Below are 16,917 nucleotides of genomic sequence, written 5' to 3'. Positions count from 1 at the left end.
GTTATTTGATAATAGCGTAAAAGATGTTTATCAGTCGATTTCGCATTAATACATTTATTTCCGTTTTGCCTTTATAGTTGATTATCAGTTGTGGTTTCCCGTGGTAATAGCGCGTCACGTGGAAGAACAGGGGGAAGAGGTATCCGTTCAGGATGTAATTTTGTGTGTCGATATTAACCCGCATTTTTTTTACGGAAAATGACCCCAAAATGCGGCGGAATAACCGTAAGTTTTTCCAGATGTTCCGTTTTGTCTTTTTTGGTTTTTCAGCGGCTTCTTTATCTTGCTTTTTGTCTTTTTTGAATCTGAATTTCATTACGGACCAGTCTTTTTTCCAAAAAGCGATCTTCAGCCTGACTAAAAGATCCATGGGCATCACAATAATACTCGCTTCTCCGATTCCTTTCCACTTTACATGGTAGTCGTTTTCAATGGAATTGATACAAATTTCCAAAGGGGTAACCAGTATCCAGCCCAGAAATAATAATACGATCAGGATAAAAAATAACCAGACCACAATAGCTGTTTTTTTAATTATCAGACACAAATTACCAGGGACTCCGATGGTCTTTTTACGAAGTTCTTGTCTAATAAACGGTGTCCTTATAATGTGATTTCAATTGAAAAGTTTGCTCTTTTTTTCTAAAAAAAGCGCTGATTTTTGTCACTGAAAAAGGTTGACTTTTGTCAGGTGAGAATGATCCCAATGATACGATGATGAAATGATACAATGATGAAATGATGAAATGATGAAATGATGAAATGAACAATGATACGATGATGAAACGAACAATGATACGATGATGAAATGAACAATGGACTTCCTCACGACATTAGACACCGAGATATTGGAATATTTTGGTAGTATCCAGTAAAGTGTGTAAGTTTTAAAATAGGGGGCCATGGCCCCCTATTTTAATTTTTTGTAATTTTAAAACATACTTTACTGATGATGAAAAAAGAAGATCTATTAAACGATGATTTCCTGAAGCAATTTAAGACTGGGGATGAGTTAGAATCTTTCCTCAGTGAGCTTCACAAACGCGGCATTGAAAAAATGCTGGAAGGAGAAATTGATGCCCATCTGGATTATGCCAAACACCAGAGGAGCGACAATCCAAATGCCCGGAACGGCAATTCTAAAAAAGTAATCAAAACCTCCTATGGCGAATCTGAAATCGAGGTGCCCAGAGACCGGGATGGAAGTTTTACACCTCAGATTGTTCCTAAACGATCCAGGCTGGCTAAAGGCATTGAATCGATCGTAATTTCACTTTATGCCAAAGGGATGAGCAATGCCGATATTGAGGAACAAATTCGGGATTTGTATGACTTCAACATCTCTACGTCTACCATCTCCAAAATCACCGATAAGGTGACCGAGGATATCATTGCCTGGCAAAATCGCCCCCTGGAATCTCAGTATCTAATCGTGTGGATGGATGGGATTGTTTTTAAAGTCCGTGAGAACTCCAGAGTGACCAATAAAACAGTCTATTTGGCCGTAGGACTCAAGAAAGACGGGAGGAAAGAGGTTTTGGGCATGTGGTTGGGTAAAAGTGAAGCCGCCAGTTTTTGGATGGGCGTACTGACCGATATCAAAGCTCGGGGCGTAGAAGATATCTTAATTACCGTGACGGATAATCTCAACGGTTTTACCCAGACTATTAAAAGTGTTTTTCCTGAAACGAGCACTCAAATTTGTGTCGTGCACCAAATCAGGAATGCTTCCAAATACGTTGTCTGGAAAGATCGTAAGGTTTTTGCCAAAGACATGAAAACCATTTATGGAGCACCGACCAAAGAAGCCGCCCAGGCAGCTCTAAAGGACTTTGATGAAAAATGGAATCACAAGTATCCTTACGCTATTAAATCATGGTATAATAACTGGGATGAGCTGACCACTTTTTTTGACTTCCCTCTTGAAATTAGAACGATCATTTATACCACAAATTTGATTGAAAATCTCAACGGAAAAATCAGAAAATACACCAAAAACAAAATGTCTTTTCCAACGGATAATGCATTGAAAAAGTCGGTTTATCTGGCGATTTTTGAAATAACGAAAAAATGGACCATGCCGATTCGCAACTGGCCCATTATTCTTAACCAATTTATTGCTATTTTTGACGAAAGAGTCAAAATCTAAAAATTCGGGCGAAGCCCTCTATTTTTTATTTACACACTTAATAGGATACTGTCAAAAGAGAACTGCGCCCAGTCAAAGACAGGTTAGAAGTCCTTCATATCGATATACTTAATTTCCCTTGGTTCTGCCTCGGGTCACTACTTTATTCATACCTTGAATCACCGAATCATTTCATCACCGAATCATTTCATCATTGTATCATTTCATCATTTCATCATCGAATCATTTTCATCACCGAATCATTTTCATCATTCTCAATAAGCCCCATAGAATCTTCTCATAAACCATTCAAAGGTTAGCAAAAGGAGGAGGAGGAAAAAGATCCCTTTAAGATCGATCACCGGGCGGTTCTTTACAGACTGGTAAATGACCGGTTTTACCTTTCCGGAGGCTTCAATTTTATCCGCAATACTATTGATCTGATCCGGATAAACGAGGGCCCCGCCAAATTCATCGCTCAGCAAACGGAGCATGGCGTGATTGGCCGTGGTCTCATAAAGTTCCATCTGAACCGCCTGAATGCTGAAACGTCCGTTGAATGTCAGTGGCTCACCGTTGAATTCAGTATTGGCCGTAAAGGTATAATTGCCCACCGGCAGGATTCCGGCATTCAGTGAATAGGCTGTAGTCGTTTTGTTGAAAACATAGTTGAAGTTCCTGCCTTCACTGTCCGAGATGGTTACGGTAACTTCCGGGTCGTTCACGAGCTCATAGTTACTGTCGTACAATTCAGCATCTAAGAGGATGGGTTCGTTTTCATTAAATATATTTTTGGTCAGGCTCACCCTGAAACGGCGTTTGTCTTCCTTTAAGCTTAGATATTGGATGGTTTTGCCGATCAGTTCATTGAAAATGTCGTGGTTGCCGCGTTGTAAATAATCAAAAAGCCTCCATTGCCAGATTCCTTCCGCACAGAGGATCCCCGTACGCACATTATTTTGTTCCCCGATGACGAGCAGGGGGTAATTGGTATCGATTTTGCCAATCCTTTGATAGAGCACGGCCTGGCCGTTTCCGGTAAGGTCGAATTCCCCGAAAGGAGCCTTGAGGGGCGCAAAATTGGGCAGGGCCTGGCGAAGGTCATCACTTAATTTGAACTGGGTGAAATCTTTGGCAATTTGCGCCTGAACTTCATTCATATTCAACCCGCCGGGCCGTATATCCAGGATGGATTGTGCCTGGTTCAGCCGGTTAATCGCTGTTTGGTTGCCAATGATGTACAATACCGGGATTTTTCGGTTTTTAATCAGGTTCAGGATAGTGGTAATATCCCTGTTAAAGGAGGGCAGCTGATGCAAAATCAGCAGATCGTAAGCCGCTGCATTAATATTCGGATTGTCGGCATATACGACATCCACCTGGTAGTTTTTATTGGAAGAAATGCTGTTGCGCAGGGCCGAAATGTCGGGGTGTGGCGCATTGGCGACAATGAGTATTTTCTGGCGGGCATCCAATACGTCGATAAAAATATCCTTTCGGTTATTGACTATGGACTGTTCGCCGGGCAATTGGGTCAGGCTGAAACGATATTGTTGAACCCCGCTTTTATCGGCATCCAGCACAATCTCAACCGTTTTGAAGAAATTCGTTTCATCGATGGTGATCGGTATCTGTTGAAGGGAATTTGGGGTCCCGGCCTCAATTTTATAGACATTAAGTACGGCTGAACTCCCTTTGAAATTGCGGGCGGCAATATCCACCTGTGTAGCGAATTTATCGCCCAGGTAGGCTATTTCATTATGGAAAACACGCTTCAGTAGAAGATCCCGTTTAGCTGTCGTATCTCCTAAGGCGATTGAATATACCGGCACCGGTAATTTGGCGCCCGAATAAACAGGATTGCTTCCTTCATTGTAAATTCCATCCGAAGCGAGGATGACAGCTCCCAGGTTTTGATTGCTGAAAAGGTCGTAAACGGTTTCAAAAAGGTCAGAAATATTACTCACCTTATCTTTGAATTCAAAATCGATCCCTTCTCGTACGTTATCTCCGAAAGCATATTCATGGACTTCGTAATTTTCTTCCAGCCGGCTTTTGAGCTGCTCCAGGTCCTGCCTGTACCCGTCGATTTTGGTGGAGTCAATCACCAGGGAAACCGATTCCGAAACGTCCTGTGCGATGAGAACGATAGGCTTTTTGCTTTCCGTTTGCAGGGATTTCAGCAAAGGCGACATCAGCAGAACGGCGAGCAGGGTCACTGTGAAAAAGCGAACCCCTCCCAATAACCAGTTCAGCCAGCGACTCTGTTGACGGAAACTGTCATTTTTGTAATACAGCACCAGCGCATACACCAATCCTGCGAGAATACATAAAATGAGGTACCAACCTGGATATTGAAAGCTAATTTGATCCATTTTGAAGCTTAATTAAATTTTTATTGCAAAACACTAAATTTCAAACCTGTCTGTTGATGAAAGAGGCAAGTTTGAAGTTATATAATGGCAAAGGTGTTACTTTTATTAGGCCAAATATATTTCTTCGGTGTTAATGAGGCACAATAATAGAAAAATTCTAATAATAAATACGCAAATCATCCACTCCGGGAATGGATTGCAGGCGTTTTTCCCTTATTCATTTGCCTTGCAGGATTTTTACCATTTTCACAATTGAATGCTAATAAAATCTTAAATGATGAATGTAGCGGGCACAAATGTCAAAATCCCGTTACATTTGCTCATCAAAACAACAAAAGTTGAATGGATTTGTTCTTAAGGATGTTTGTTTTGAAAAGAATTCATGTTCAATACCCGAATCCGGTGAGAGTTGGGCATGAGCAGACTTTAAAATACCTGATGCCCGAATTTATGGACATAAAAATCACACATATGCAACGACTGACAGTATTATTTCTATTCCTTATGGCCGCAGTATTACCCATGAAGGCAGCTTATATTCTTTTGCCCATGGATGCGGAATCACAAAAAGACCACCTCAAAGCTTATGGCATAACCTATTGGGTACTTGATAACGGCGCAGAGGCCTGGTGGCTGCTCAATTACCGGGGAGGTAGTTTTGCATTCAGGCACAACGCCCTGTTTGAAAAAGAATGCCTGACCAGGGGGGTCAGCTTTGAAATCATTGCCGATGCGCAATTCGGAAAAATACTGGACGATATTTCCAATCCGGAGGTGAATATGGAGGCGATGAAACTGGAGGTGGCTCCCAAAATAGCAGTCTATACGCCTGATTTTAACAGTAAGGGAGAAAAAATACAACCCTGGGATGATGCCGTGACCATGGTGCTCACTTATGCCGAAATTCCTTACGAAACGATTTACGATAAGGAAGTCATGGAAGATCAACTCCCCAAATACGATTGGTTGCACCTTCACCACGAAGATTTTACAGGCCAGTATGGCAAATTCTACCGCAGTTACCACAACCAGGCATGGTACAGGGAGAGTCAGAAAAAAATGGAAGACCTGGCCACAAGCCTTGGATTTAGTAAGGTTTCACAGCTTAAACTGGCTGTGGTCAAGAGGATTAAAGAATACGTCGGCGGCGGGGGATTCATGTTTGCCATGTGTTCTGCCACCGATACCTATGATATTGCGCTTGCCGCAGAAGGCGTAGATATTTGCGCGCCGATTTACGATGGGGACGCAGCCGACCCGAATGCCCAGCAAAAACTCGATTTCTCGCAGACTTTTGCCTTCAGAGATTTCAAACTGATCAAAGATCCGCTCACCTATGAATTCTCCACCATTGATAATGGTCCTCCAGCCAGGACCGTCATGCCGGAGCAGGATTATTTTACCTTGTTTGATTTTTCTGCCAAATGGGATCCGGTACCCAGCATGCTCACTCAAAACCACACCCGTACCGTGAAGGGATTTATGGGACAAACTACGGCTTTCATCAGAGATTACGTCAAACCGGATGTACTGGTGCTGGGGGAAAATAAACCAGCCGGAGAGGTACGTTACATTCACGGTACTTATGGCAAAGGTTTCTGGACTTTTTACGGAGGCCATGACCCTGAAGATTATCGCCATTTCGTCAATGATCCGGAAACAGACTTGAGTTTGCACCCCAATTCTCCGGGCTACCGGCTCATCCTGGATAATGTGCTGTTTCCTGCGGCCAAGAAAAAGAAAAGAAAGACCTAATGGATACATATCGTTGGCAGGCTTTAAAAATTTAAACTATACAAATAATTTGGGGTTTGTTGTTCGGGTTTAGCAGACCCCAATGGATTATTAAAACAATAAAACATTGAAGAAGATGAAAACCTTAAAAACGCTCCTATGGTTCGTCATTCTGGCGGCAGGTTTTTTCGCAGGAGTTTCCTGGAATAAAATGGATACAATATCTGAATCTACAAATGAACCATCTGTGGTTCTGGTCAGCAATTCAGATGAAACATCTGCCGATATAGGTATTGACGGAACGGAAATGAAAACCATTCGGCTCTTTGAAAAGAGTGCTCCGTCTGTTTGTTTTATCACCACTTCTAATGTCCGGAGGGATTTTTTCAACAGGAACATCATGGAAGTCCCTCGCGGAACGGGTTCTGGATTTGTTTGGGACAAGGAAGGTCATATTGTTACCAATTATCACGTTATCCAGGGGGCTGACAAAGCCCAGGTTACCCTGGCTGATCATAGCAGCTGGGAGGCTTCACTGGTGGGGGTTGCGCCGGAGAAGGACCTGGCGGTATTAGAGATCAATGCTCCCAGAGATAAATTGGCCGGTCTCCCGGTGGGGGAATCCGATAACCTTAGAGTAGGACAGACTGTATTGGCCATCGGCAATCCCTTTGGGTTGGACCAATCATTGACAACGGGTATTGTAAGTGCCCTTGGAAGGGAAATTGAATCTGTAGCAGGAACTCCAATCCGTGGAGCCATCCAAACCGATGCTGCCATCAATCCCGGAAATTCCGGCGGCCCGCTACTGGATTCTTCCGGTCGTTTGATTGGAGTAAATACCGCCATTTACAGTCCCTCGGGCGCTTCGGCAGGAATTGGTTTTTCCATTCCGGTAGATGTAGTGAAGTGGGTGGTTCCTGAATTAATCCAATACGGTAAAATCAACCGGCCTTCCATGGGCATTGAATTTGCCCGTCCTCTGCGAAATATTACCGGGGCTTTGGTTTATGATGTGGTGGAAGGTGGCCCGGCCGAGAAAGCGGGCATCAAGCCGACCATGGTGGATCGGTTTGGAAACGTTAAATTAGGAGATATAATCATAGGCGTGGGAGCAGAAAAAATTTCCTCAAGCAATGAAGTGAATCTTGCCCTGGAAAACTATAAGGTTGGTGAAGAAATTACGGTCACTTTGTTGAGAGATGAAAAAAAGATGGAAATAAAACTTCAATTGGCAGAAAGCCAATAAAGGGAAGGAATGATTTTTCTCGATGTTAAAGAAAAAATCGATGGGCTGAAAAATAAATATTTTATATAAATAATTGTAAATCAATGTAATATAAATAAATTTAATAAAAAGATAAAAAAAAATATTTTTTCCGGTGACCTTTCAGAAAACAGTCGTCATAATTTACGAAATTAGAAAGGGGATGAGTATAATCCTTGACTAAGCGAAAACTACTGAGGCGATTGAAATGAGAGGTAAACGTACTATGGCAAACTGAAGCAGAAGCATGAAACAAATAAGTTATTTAGACTGAAAGTTGTCTTCTGTCTTCAGTCTGCTCTAAAAGAATAAATGATTTTTAAGATATAATATGGGTTTTAGGTGTTTTTCTGAGGGGAGCAATTTTTTGCTCCCTTTTTTTTGCTATCTACCTAACCTACAGCGATTGATTCGGCACTGATCATGAGCATCAATTTAAAAGCAACTATTAATTTCAAAAGTGGATTGGAGTTATTACCTTTGCTGAAAATCTGAATATATTATGTTTACAATTAATCCTTATTTAAAAATAGCCTTAATCGTTGTTGGAATCGGAGGCGGAATTCTTTTGTCAGTGACCCAGGGGTTTTGGTACGGCTTTCCTTTTTGGCTGGTCGGGCTGATTTTATTGGTGGGATATGTATTGCTTGGAACCGTAGGCAGCGCAGCCAAAGCTTTGCAGACTGAAAATTTTGACAAGGCAGAAAAAATGTTGAACCTGACGCTTTTTCCTAAGTTTTTGTACGCGACCAACCGGGCCTATTTTTATATGTTGAAAGGAAATATCGCTTTGTCCAGAAAAGATATGGAAGGCGGTGAGAAGTACCTGAAAATGGCTGAAGAGATCGAGGTGCCTACTGAAAATGAAAAAGCCATGCTACAGATCCAGTTGGCCAATATTGCAGCTTCAAAGGGCAAATGGAAGCAGGCACAGAATTATTACCGGAACATCAAAAACCTGAAAATTACAGACTCCAACATCAAGGAACAAAAGAAAATGCTTGAAAAAGCCTTGCAGAACCAGGGCCAGGTAAAGGCGGCAACCCGGATGGGCAACGCCGGGGGAGCTATGATGAGACAGGGAGGTAAAAGAAGAAGACCCAAAATGAAATAAAAATTGATCGTGATTTTTTAGGCTAGCTATTTTTTGTTCCGTATATTTCACGATTATTAAAATTTATAACCGCTTACTTAAAACTTTGGGTTGGGATAATTAACCTGCTTTATGGGGATATCGAAATCGGCCGGGCCTAAAATTTTTATCATTATTCAACTCCTCCTGATTTCTTTGGGGGGACTGGCTCAGCAAAATGCCCTTGCTGACAGCCTGCTTCGTGAGATCCAGACCGCTACTGAAGATTCCTTGAAATACAACTTATTTCAAAGGCTGAGCATGGCTTATGAATCCACCAATCCACAATTTGTAATCGACTATGCCGAACAGGCATTGGCTCTGGCAGAAAAAATGAGCGACCAAGGGAAGATTGTCACCTCTTTGAATGTCATTGGGATCGGGTACAAAAAAAAGGGAGATCTAAATACCTCTTTGGATTATTTCAGCAGAGGTCTCGAAATTTGCCGGGCCAATAATTTAACCGAACAGCAAACACAATTTTTAAACAATATAGGCCTCATCCACGCCAACCGTGGCGACCTCAACGAGGCCATGAAATACTACCATGAAGCGCTGAACCTCTTGGATGAGGAGAAAGACAAACTGGCGGTGGCCAATCTTATCAATAATATCGGCATTATTTATTTTGAACAAGGTAACCAAGAGGAAGCTCTCGGGTACTTTGAACGCTCTCTGGTCATTCAAAGAGAGCGAAAGGATTCACTGGGTATGTCTATTGCCTTGACCAACGTTGGGGAATCATTGGATCGTATGGAAAAGAACGAGGAAGCATTGGCAAAATACCAGGAAGCGCTTTCCATTTCCGAAAAGATCAATGACCAATACGGAGTGAGTTACCTGTTGGCTACTATGGGGGAAATTCGTTTCAACGAAAAAAAATATGAACAGGCATCCCGCGATTTTTCCAGAGCGCTGGAAATTGCCGATAAGCTTGAAGATGTTGAAGGCAAGGCCAGAATTTTGGGCCTTTTAGGCAAAGTTTCTCAAAAACAGGGGGATATTCAGGTATCGAATGATTACTGCTTTGAGGCGCTCGCCCTGGCCCAAAAAATGGGTGCAAAACAAACCATACGGGATTTATACGGTACAATATCTCAAAATTATAAACTGTTCAATGATTATGAAAAGGCCTATGATTACCAAGTCTTGTATAAAGAGGTGAATGATACCCTTTTCAACGAAGAAAAAAGCCGACAGATCAATGAATTAGCGATACAGTATGAAACGAAGAAAAGAGATGCTGAGGTTCAGCTGCTGAAAGAAGAACAGGCCAAAAACGAAGCCTTACTCCAGCGTAGGACTATTATCGGGTGGACTACCGCCCTGGTGCTTTTGTTCGTTTCGTATTTAGCCTGGAGTTTATTTCAGACTAATAAGAGGAAACAAACCTTCAACAAACAGTTGCAGGAAGAAGTGGAGGACAGAACCAGCGAACTCAAAAAATCCAATGTCAAACTGGAAAAATCCAATAAGGAGCTCGAACAATTTGCTTACATCACCTCACATGACCTCAAGGAGCCTTTAAGGAATATCATCAGTTTTACAGAACTTATTGAACGGAAATTGAATGGCCATCTGGACGAGGAGACTGAGGATTATATGCATACCGTACAGGGAAATGCGAGGCAAATGCACGCCTTGATTGAAGGTGTTCTGGAGTTTGCAAGGATAGAGAATATTGATTTTCGCAATGAGACGGTGGATCTGAACAATATTATGGGCAAGATCAAAAATGTGTTGCAGGCCAGTATCCATGAAGATAATGTCGAGCTCAAAGTCGGTCAATTGCCCATGGTAACCGGAAATGCCTCCCAGTTGTTCCTGGTGCTGAAAAACCTGGTCGAAAATGCCATGAAATACAACAATAATCCTACTCCAAAAATTGAAGTGGAAAGTAAAATTGTTGATGGACTTTGCCAGGTTTCTGTTAAAGATAACGGCATTGGAATTGATAAAGAATACCACAACAAAATCTTTGATATGTTCCAGCGACTCCACATTCGTAAAGAATACAATGGAGCAGGCCTGGGGCTTTCCATTTGTAAAAAGATCGTACAGAATTTGGGCGGAGATATTTGGGTGGAAAGTGAACCTGGGAAAGGCAGTAACTTTATTTTTTCAGTTCCGCTTGCTGAGAAAATCTAAAATTTGGGTTCCTTCATAACAAAAAAAAGCCCGGGAGCAATTGCTCCCGGGCTTTTTTTTGTTATGATAAATTTATTGAATTTAGATAAACCGATCCAAATGATCCGCAACAAGTGTCTTAAGGGTCACTAAGGCAAATGCTTTAGAATCTTTGGCTGAGTACCCTTTATCCATGAAATAATCTTCCAGCCTCACCGCCGACTGGTAATAAATTATTTTGAGGGCGATAACGGTTCTTTCGTGTAAAGGGTCGCGCACAGACCATGCATTCAGATTGCTCCACAAATCCTCATTCCATTGTTCGGCACTGGTTTTTTCTTCTTTGCTCAGGCTGTTGGGAGCCATTAATATTTGTGATCTCTTGGCGGCGCTGGCCGCTAATTTGGAGGCAGAGGCCTGGTTGCCGCTGAGGTCTGAAGCAATCGCTTCCAGGATATTGATTTCGGGCCAATCCAACTGTTGGGAACAAGCGGCAGATTTGAAATCGCTGGTGCCAAAGGCTGCAATAGCCGCCTGGGCTTTAGCAGCTTCACCTGGATGACGATCGTAAACCCAGCAAGGGACTTCGTAAATATTGCCCGGCGCAGCATGCACGTAAAACAAGTGACGGATCAGCTGATCCATATCTTCATAGGCATAGGTGGCGTTGTAATCAAAAGGAGGTTTGTTCTCCAGTTTTTTACCCGAAAAAGCTCCTTTGAGGGCACCACTCATCAACCGGTTGACATCGCTGGATGGGCCCAGTTTTGTAAAAAGATAATAAGCACTATAGGCTTTTGCCACCGGAGTATTGGATGCGTCAATGGTATTAATAGCTGAAGGATCAACGGGCAGCCTGTTGATCGCGTTTTGCAGTAAATTAGACGACTGGGCTGGAGCTGAAGAAGAAGAAAGCTTTGCCAGTAGGACATATTTTTTCAATTCAGCATTTTCAATTAAGGCTTTCTGATAGGCCATTTCGGTTCCTTTTCCATAGAAACCGTCAAGGGACTGAGTGTAAAACTTTTCGGCTTTGAGCACTTTTTGCAACTCAAGGGCCGAACGGCGTTTGACTTCCGGACGGATGACCGGCAGGGGCATGCCGGCTGGTGCTTCATTGAAGGATACCGTTTCAGCGGTTCCGTTTTTTGCTGTCAAATCTTTATTATCATAACTGGCCGGGAAATTCGGCTGATTGGTCCTGACTTTGACATCGTAGTCGGGAGGACGGGTCGTATTTCCCGTTGGGGCACCTTTGGTAATCTTATTATCTTCAAAGGCAATAGGAATCAGAGGTTTTTTAATGCCGGTCTCAAATTCGGATATTTTTACCAGCAGGGCACTGTTCACATTTTTGATGAAAGCATCGGAGAAACCTGATTTTTTGATTTCACTCAATTTTCTTTTGGCAGAGACTACGTCGGGAAATATTCCGGTGACCACCTTGACCATGTCATCATTCAAAATGGCATAGAGTTGACCATTTTGTTCGAACTTTTCCCATTCTATAGGTTTATTAACATATCGTGTAGCCATTTGGATTACGGTGACCGTTTTACCTTCGTTGAGATGTCTTTCCTGTACAAAGGCGCTGGTATATCCTTTTTCTTTGAGGGCAGCCACCACCTTTTCTGCGTTTGCCTTTTTGTCAAAACCTCCGAGATATATTTTAGACAAGTTGCCTTCCAGTTGATAAGCATAGACCAATCCATAGGGTTTGATCTCATTGAAATCATTTGACCTTGCATCCAGGAAAGTGCCTACGACAACGGTAAAAAACTGTTGGGCAGTGGCGATTCCCGTCAAGAGAAAAATGCTGAGTACAATAATAATTGAACGCTTCATAAATTTATTTTTGTTTTCACAGGATTATTGCCATGCCCGGATTTATTTTGTTTTGTCAAATAAAATGGGGTCATGGCAAAATTCAACTACCTAACGCATATAGTGCGGAATAAATTACTTTTTCACGTAATGAATTGAGTCCCACTCTGTCTTTACAAAGGGGATGTGTTGCAAAAATAATAGCAAAAACTATACAATGCATTCTTTTTACAATTTTTTGATTATTTCTTTAGTCCAAGCTCTTTCAGGCGTTCATCGAGAAATTTCCCGGCGGTGATATCTTCGTACTGTTTGGGACGTGCAGAGCTAACACAACTGGATAAGCTTGATAGGTCCATATCGGCACGTGGATGAAGGAAAAAAGGGGTCGAGTATCTTGGCTTTTTCAGCAACTCTGTGTCCGTGGGATTGACAACCTGGTGAATGGTGGACCGCAATCGGTCGTTGGTCAACCGGGCCAGCATATCCCCAATGTTGATGACGATTTCATTCGGGGCCGGATTTACATCGATCCAATGCCCATCAAGGGTTTGGGCCTGTAACCCTGCAGCATTGGCGCCCATTAGCAAGGTGATGAGGTTGATGTCCCCATGAGCAGCGGCCCGGACAGCGCCGGGAGGAAGGTGGTCCACATTTTCCAGTGGATAATAATGAAGCAAACGAAGCACGCTGTTACCATTGTGAATTTTGTCCTCAAAATAGTTTTCATCCAGTTTAAGGTAAAGGGCAATGGCGCGTAATAGGTTGGCACCTGTTTCTTCGAAGGTGCGATAAACTTTTTTGCAGACGGCTTCAAATTCCGGCAACTCTGTCGGCCAGATGTTATCCGGATAAGTATCTTTTATAGGGTCTCCATCAGTGACTGTCTGACCTACGTGATAAAATTCTTTGAGATCCGGGACATTCTTTCCTTTTGCACTTTCGCGATTTTTACTGATGTAACCCCGTTGACCCGCATTGGCCAGATTTTCGTATTTTATTTTTTGGGAATCCTCCAGGTCAAAAAACTTTTTTGCTACCTCAAAAAGTTCATTCCTTAAAGCTTCAGTAACACCGTGGTTGGAAACGATGGCAAAACCTATCCTGGAAAATGAGTCCCCAAATTCCTTGATGAAATGTTGCCTTTTCAAGGGATCACCGGAAATAAAATCCAGGTAATCTACCTTTGCAATGATACTTTCTATGGCCATTTTATGTAGTTTTTTACGTAATTTTTTCTATTGCTACATATTACGATTTTTTTCCCGATTATGGAAATTTACTTTAGGCTATTTCTTGTTTATTCTATCCGTATTTTTCTTTTTTACGAAAGCAAAAGGCTGAATTCAGCTTCAAACTGTTCATATTGTGTTCGTTTTTATTAATTTTATATTTGACGCACCCAACTCTTTAGTCTTCAATCTTAAAAAAAGCACCCATTATGAAAAATACCATTACCTTTTTTGTCCTGCTGTTCTTTCCCTTTTCATTCTTAGCCGCCCAATCTACCTTTGATCGCGTTTACGAAGTGTTTCAGCAAAAATGTATTCAATGCCATAATCATAACGACCCCAGTGGCATGCTCGATCTTGAAGGCTCTGGAGCCACAAGTGCGCTAAAAAAAGCTGCCGTGTTCGATAATATCTACATGGCTACTCCCCACAATGAATACGCTTCCCAGAAAGGTTACAAGATCATTTACCCGGGCAGGGCGGATAAAAGTTTTATGTTCCGCAAAATAAACGGAGGGCTGGAGCCCGGAATCATGCTGGCGCAGGACGCAGGAGAATCCATGCCGGCTTATGGTGCCGAGCACCAGTTGACGATCGAAGAAAAAGAATTGATCCGCCAATGGCTTTTATTTGGTGCACCTGAAAATAATGAAGTGGTCAATGAGCAACTAATCCACGATTATTACAATACCAATGGCATGGCCGCCTTTCCCGATGGCCCTCCCGAAGCACCTGATGCCGCGGATGGTTTTCAAATAAAGGTGGGGCCATTTTTCATAGAACCTGCCGGTGAACTGGAATATTTCACCAAATATGAACTGGAACTTTCCGAAAATGTCGATGTCGACAGGATCGAGATCATCATTCCTTCTTTTTCTCATCATTTTATTCTCTATAATTTTACTGATGGAGGGGAAGCTGCCATTCCTTACGGGTTCAGGACCAATGCGGATCATTCGGACATCAGCCTGGTGGCCGCTGCCCAGGAATCCATTGACCTGAGATTGCCGACGGGTTCTGCCTTTATCTGGGATCAAAACCTGGTACTGGATCTCAATACGCATACCATCAATTATGCCGGCGCCAATACGTATAAGGCAGAAGCTTATGTAAATGTTTATACCAAGCCGGCGGGAACGGCCGCCCAGGAGATGTATACGGCTCTTATTCCCCATACGGATATTCCCATTCCGAATAACGGCAATGTCATTACCCATACGCAAAGCGTTTCAGTATCCGGGGCCAATGATATTTATGTCTGGGGCATGATGGGGCACGTGCATAAATACGGTACCGGGTACAAAATTTATGAACGTTTGCCCGGGAATACCTTGGGAGCATTGCTTTACGATGGGGCTTGTGCCAATGGAGTGCCCGGATGTGTTTCCCCTTATTTTGATTATCAACACATACCCATGCGATATTTTGAGCCCCTTCACCAGCTCAATTTTAGTGCTCAATACGGAATAATTCACCAGGCCACCTGGGTGAATGACGGCCCGAGCCCTGTTTGGTGGGGCCCTACCTCCAATGACGAAATGATGGTGATGATCATGATGTATCTGCTGGATACAGAAGGCGTGTCCACGGATACTTATTTCCCCGAAAATACACTGGAAGGCCTACAGGTTTTCCCCAACCCGGTTGAAGAATCATTTTCCGTGAAATTGCCTCCTTCCGTTCAGAAGGCCAGCCTCACTCTTTTTGATGCCTATGGCAAACAGGTGCGTTTTTACGATGCTGACGGAAACGGCATTGCTACGTTTAGCCGGGAAGGATTGCCTTCAGGCATTTATTTTTATACATTACGGGAGGAACAGGGCCGGACGGTAAGTGGCAAGATTTTATTCCGTTAAAGAAAGGCGTTAATATGCCCCTATACCATGAAACAATTCCTTAAAAATATTCATAAAGCATTGTTGGGATTTTTTATCCTGGCAGTGCTTTTTTTGAATATTAAACTTTATCATCGTCCTGATTTTAGGGAGCATTATAATGTGGATGTATACCGGCAATTAAGCTGGCTCAAGGAGAAAATGCATAATGGTTCGGCCTATGAAATGCAGGAATTATTTCCCGAGGGATTTGTATTCCTCAATGCATTGTATGCCCTGGGTTGGTGTGATGAAATCAGTACACAAACATCTGATGGGAGTATTTATTTGGAAGGTTTAAAGGAAATTAACTGGTCGCTGAATGAGCTTGAAAGTGCCGAGGGAAGAAAGGTTTTCCCCAAAGAATTACCACTATCTTATGGGGTGTTCTATCAGGGATGGAGGACTTATTCTTTGGCAAAAAAACTCGAAATAGAGATCCGTAATGGCTTTGTTGATACGCTTGAAGTGTTACGTTTTCAGCATCTTTGCAAGACTATTCATGCTGCTTATGAAAATTCGAATTCGATTTATCTGGAGTCCTATTACGGACAATCCTGGCCGGCCGACAATACTATTGCCCTGGCGTGTTTGGCACTCCATGATAAACTCTTCGAGCCACAATACCATGCCTTTATTTCGGACTGGCTGAAAAAGGTGAAATTACACCTTGATCCTAAAACCGGATTGATTCCCCATGCCGTCAACTCCCGGACCAACACCGTTCTGACAGGAGCGAGGGGTTCTTCTCAAAGCCTGATGAATGTGTTTTTGCCGGAAATTGACACTGCTTTTGCAAAGCAACAATTTGAAATCTACCGCTCTGTTTTTCTCGATTTCAGATTGGGCTTGCCCGGCATCAGGGAATATCCCCCGGGACAGGTATCAGGAATGGGGGACATTGATTCGGGGCCGGTGATTTGGGGTATTGGTGGTTCTGCTTCCATTGTTGGTATTCGCACCATGGCCGTCCACAAGGATTTGGAATTACATGCCGGCTTAAGAAACAGTGTTGAAGGTTTTGGCGTTCCGTTGACCTTCGGCGGAAAAAAACGGTATCTTTTGGGAAGCCTGCCGATGGCTGATGCTTTTATTGCCTGGAGTAACGCCATAATTATTACCTCTTCCACCTCCACCTCCTCGACTAGGTGGAGGTGGAGGTTTCAACTTGTTTCGGGGCTGGTAATTTTGGTTTTCGTGTGGATTATAATTAAATGGTGATTT

Annotated in this window: 11 protein-coding genes; 7 read left to right on the top strand and 4 right to left on the bottom strand. The window is 42.8% G+C overall.

Annotated elements, in window-relative coordinates; all coding sequences use genetic code 11:
- Position 1 precedes the first annotated feature (1 nt).
- Positions 2-517, bottom strand: a complete 516-nt coding sequence (locus H6571_07680; protein ID MCB9323608.1) for a hypothetical protein — start codon at positions 515-517, stop codon at positions 2-4.
- Between the two features lie 435 nt (positions 518-952).
- Here H6571_07680 and H6571_07675 point away from each other — a divergent pair, with 435 nt between their 5' ends.
- Positions 953-2,149, top strand: coding sequence for an IS256 family transposase (locus H6571_07675; GenBank protein ID MCB9323607.1), 1,197 nt, complete (start codon positions 953-955; stop codon positions 2,147-2,149).
- Between the two features lie 254 nt (positions 2,150-2,403).
- Here the strand turns inward: H6571_07675 and H6571_07670 are convergent, their stop codons facing one another.
- Positions 2,404-4,503 carry a hypothetical protein gene (locus H6571_07670; GenBank protein MCB9323606.1) on the bottom strand — a complete coding sequence of 700 codons (2,100 nt, stop codon included), beginning with the start codon at positions 4,501-4,503 and terminating at the stop codon, positions 2,404-2,406.
- A gap of 471 nt (positions 4,504-4,974) precedes the next feature.
- Between H6571_07670 and H6571_07665 the strand changes: the two genes are divergently transcribed.
- The 4 genes from H6571_07665 to H6571_07650 all read left to right on the top strand — a co-directional run bounded on the left by H6571_07665 (position 4,975) and on the right by H6571_07650 (position 10,784).
- The gene (locus H6571_07665) at positions 4,975-6,258 is read left to right on the top strand and encodes an asparagine synthetase B (GenBank protein MCB9323605.1); all 1,284 of its coding nucleotides are present in this window, start codon (positions 4,975-4,977) and stop codon (positions 6,256-6,258) included.
- A 115-nt stretch (positions 6,259-6,373) separates the two neighbouring features.
- Positions 6,374-7,486, top strand: coding sequence for a trypsin-like peptidase domain-containing protein (locus H6571_07660; GenBank protein ID MCB9323604.1), 1,113 nt, complete (start codon positions 6,374-6,376; stop codon positions 7,484-7,486).
- A 520-nt stretch (positions 7,487-8,006) separates the two neighbouring features.
- Positions 8,007-8,618 (top strand): hypothetical protein, encoded by a 612-nt coding sequence (locus H6571_07655; protein ID MCB9323603.1) that lies wholly within the window; start codon positions 8,007-8,009, stop codon positions 8,616-8,618.
- 111 nt (positions 8,619-8,729) lie between these two features.
- Positions 8,730-10,784: a tetratricopeptide repeat protein gene (locus H6571_07650; protein ID MCB9323602.1), complete on the top strand. Its 2,055-nt coding sequence runs from the start codon at positions 8,730-8,732 to the stop codon at positions 10,782-10,784.
- A gap of 81 nt (positions 10,785-10,865) precedes the next feature.
- On the opposite strand, the gene H6571_07645 is transcribed toward H6571_07650, so the two are convergent.
- Positions 10,866-12,608: a hypothetical protein gene (locus H6571_07645; GenBank protein MCB9323601.1), complete on the bottom strand. Its 1,743-nt coding sequence runs from the start codon at positions 12,606-12,608 to the stop codon at positions 10,866-10,868.
- 221 nt (positions 12,609-12,829) lie between these two features.
- Complete coding sequence (locus tag H6571_07640; protein ID MCB9323600.1) at positions 12,830-13,798, bottom strand: isopenicillin N synthase family oxygenase; 969 nt, start codon at positions 13,796-13,798, stop codon at positions 12,830-12,832.
- A gap of 230 nt (positions 13,799-14,028) precedes the next feature.
- On the opposite strand from H6571_07640, the gene H6571_07635 reads away from it, so the two are divergent.
- Both H6571_07635 and H6571_07630 read left to right on the top strand, forming a co-directional pair.
- Positions 14,029-15,675 (top strand): T9SS type A sorting domain-containing protein, encoded by a 1,647-nt coding sequence (locus tag H6571_07635; GenBank protein ID MCB9323599.1) that lies wholly within the window; start codon positions 14,029-14,031, stop codon positions 15,673-15,675.
- Between the two features lie 27 nt (positions 15,676-15,702).
- Positions 15,703-16,914: a hypothetical protein gene (locus tag H6571_07630; GenBank protein ID MCB9323598.1), complete on the top strand. Its 1,212-nt coding sequence runs from the start codon at positions 15,703-15,705 to the stop codon at positions 16,912-16,914.
- The last annotated feature ends 3 nt before the right edge of the window (positions 16,915-16,917 follow it).

The organism is Lewinellaceae bacterium (assembly GCA_020636105.1).
Taxonomy (GTDB): Bacteria; Bacteroidota; Bacteroidia; order Chitinophagales; family Saprospiraceae; genus BCD1.
The sequence above is the reverse complement of the archived record's forward strand: the minus strand, read 5'-3'. Positions and strand labels throughout refer to the sequence as shown.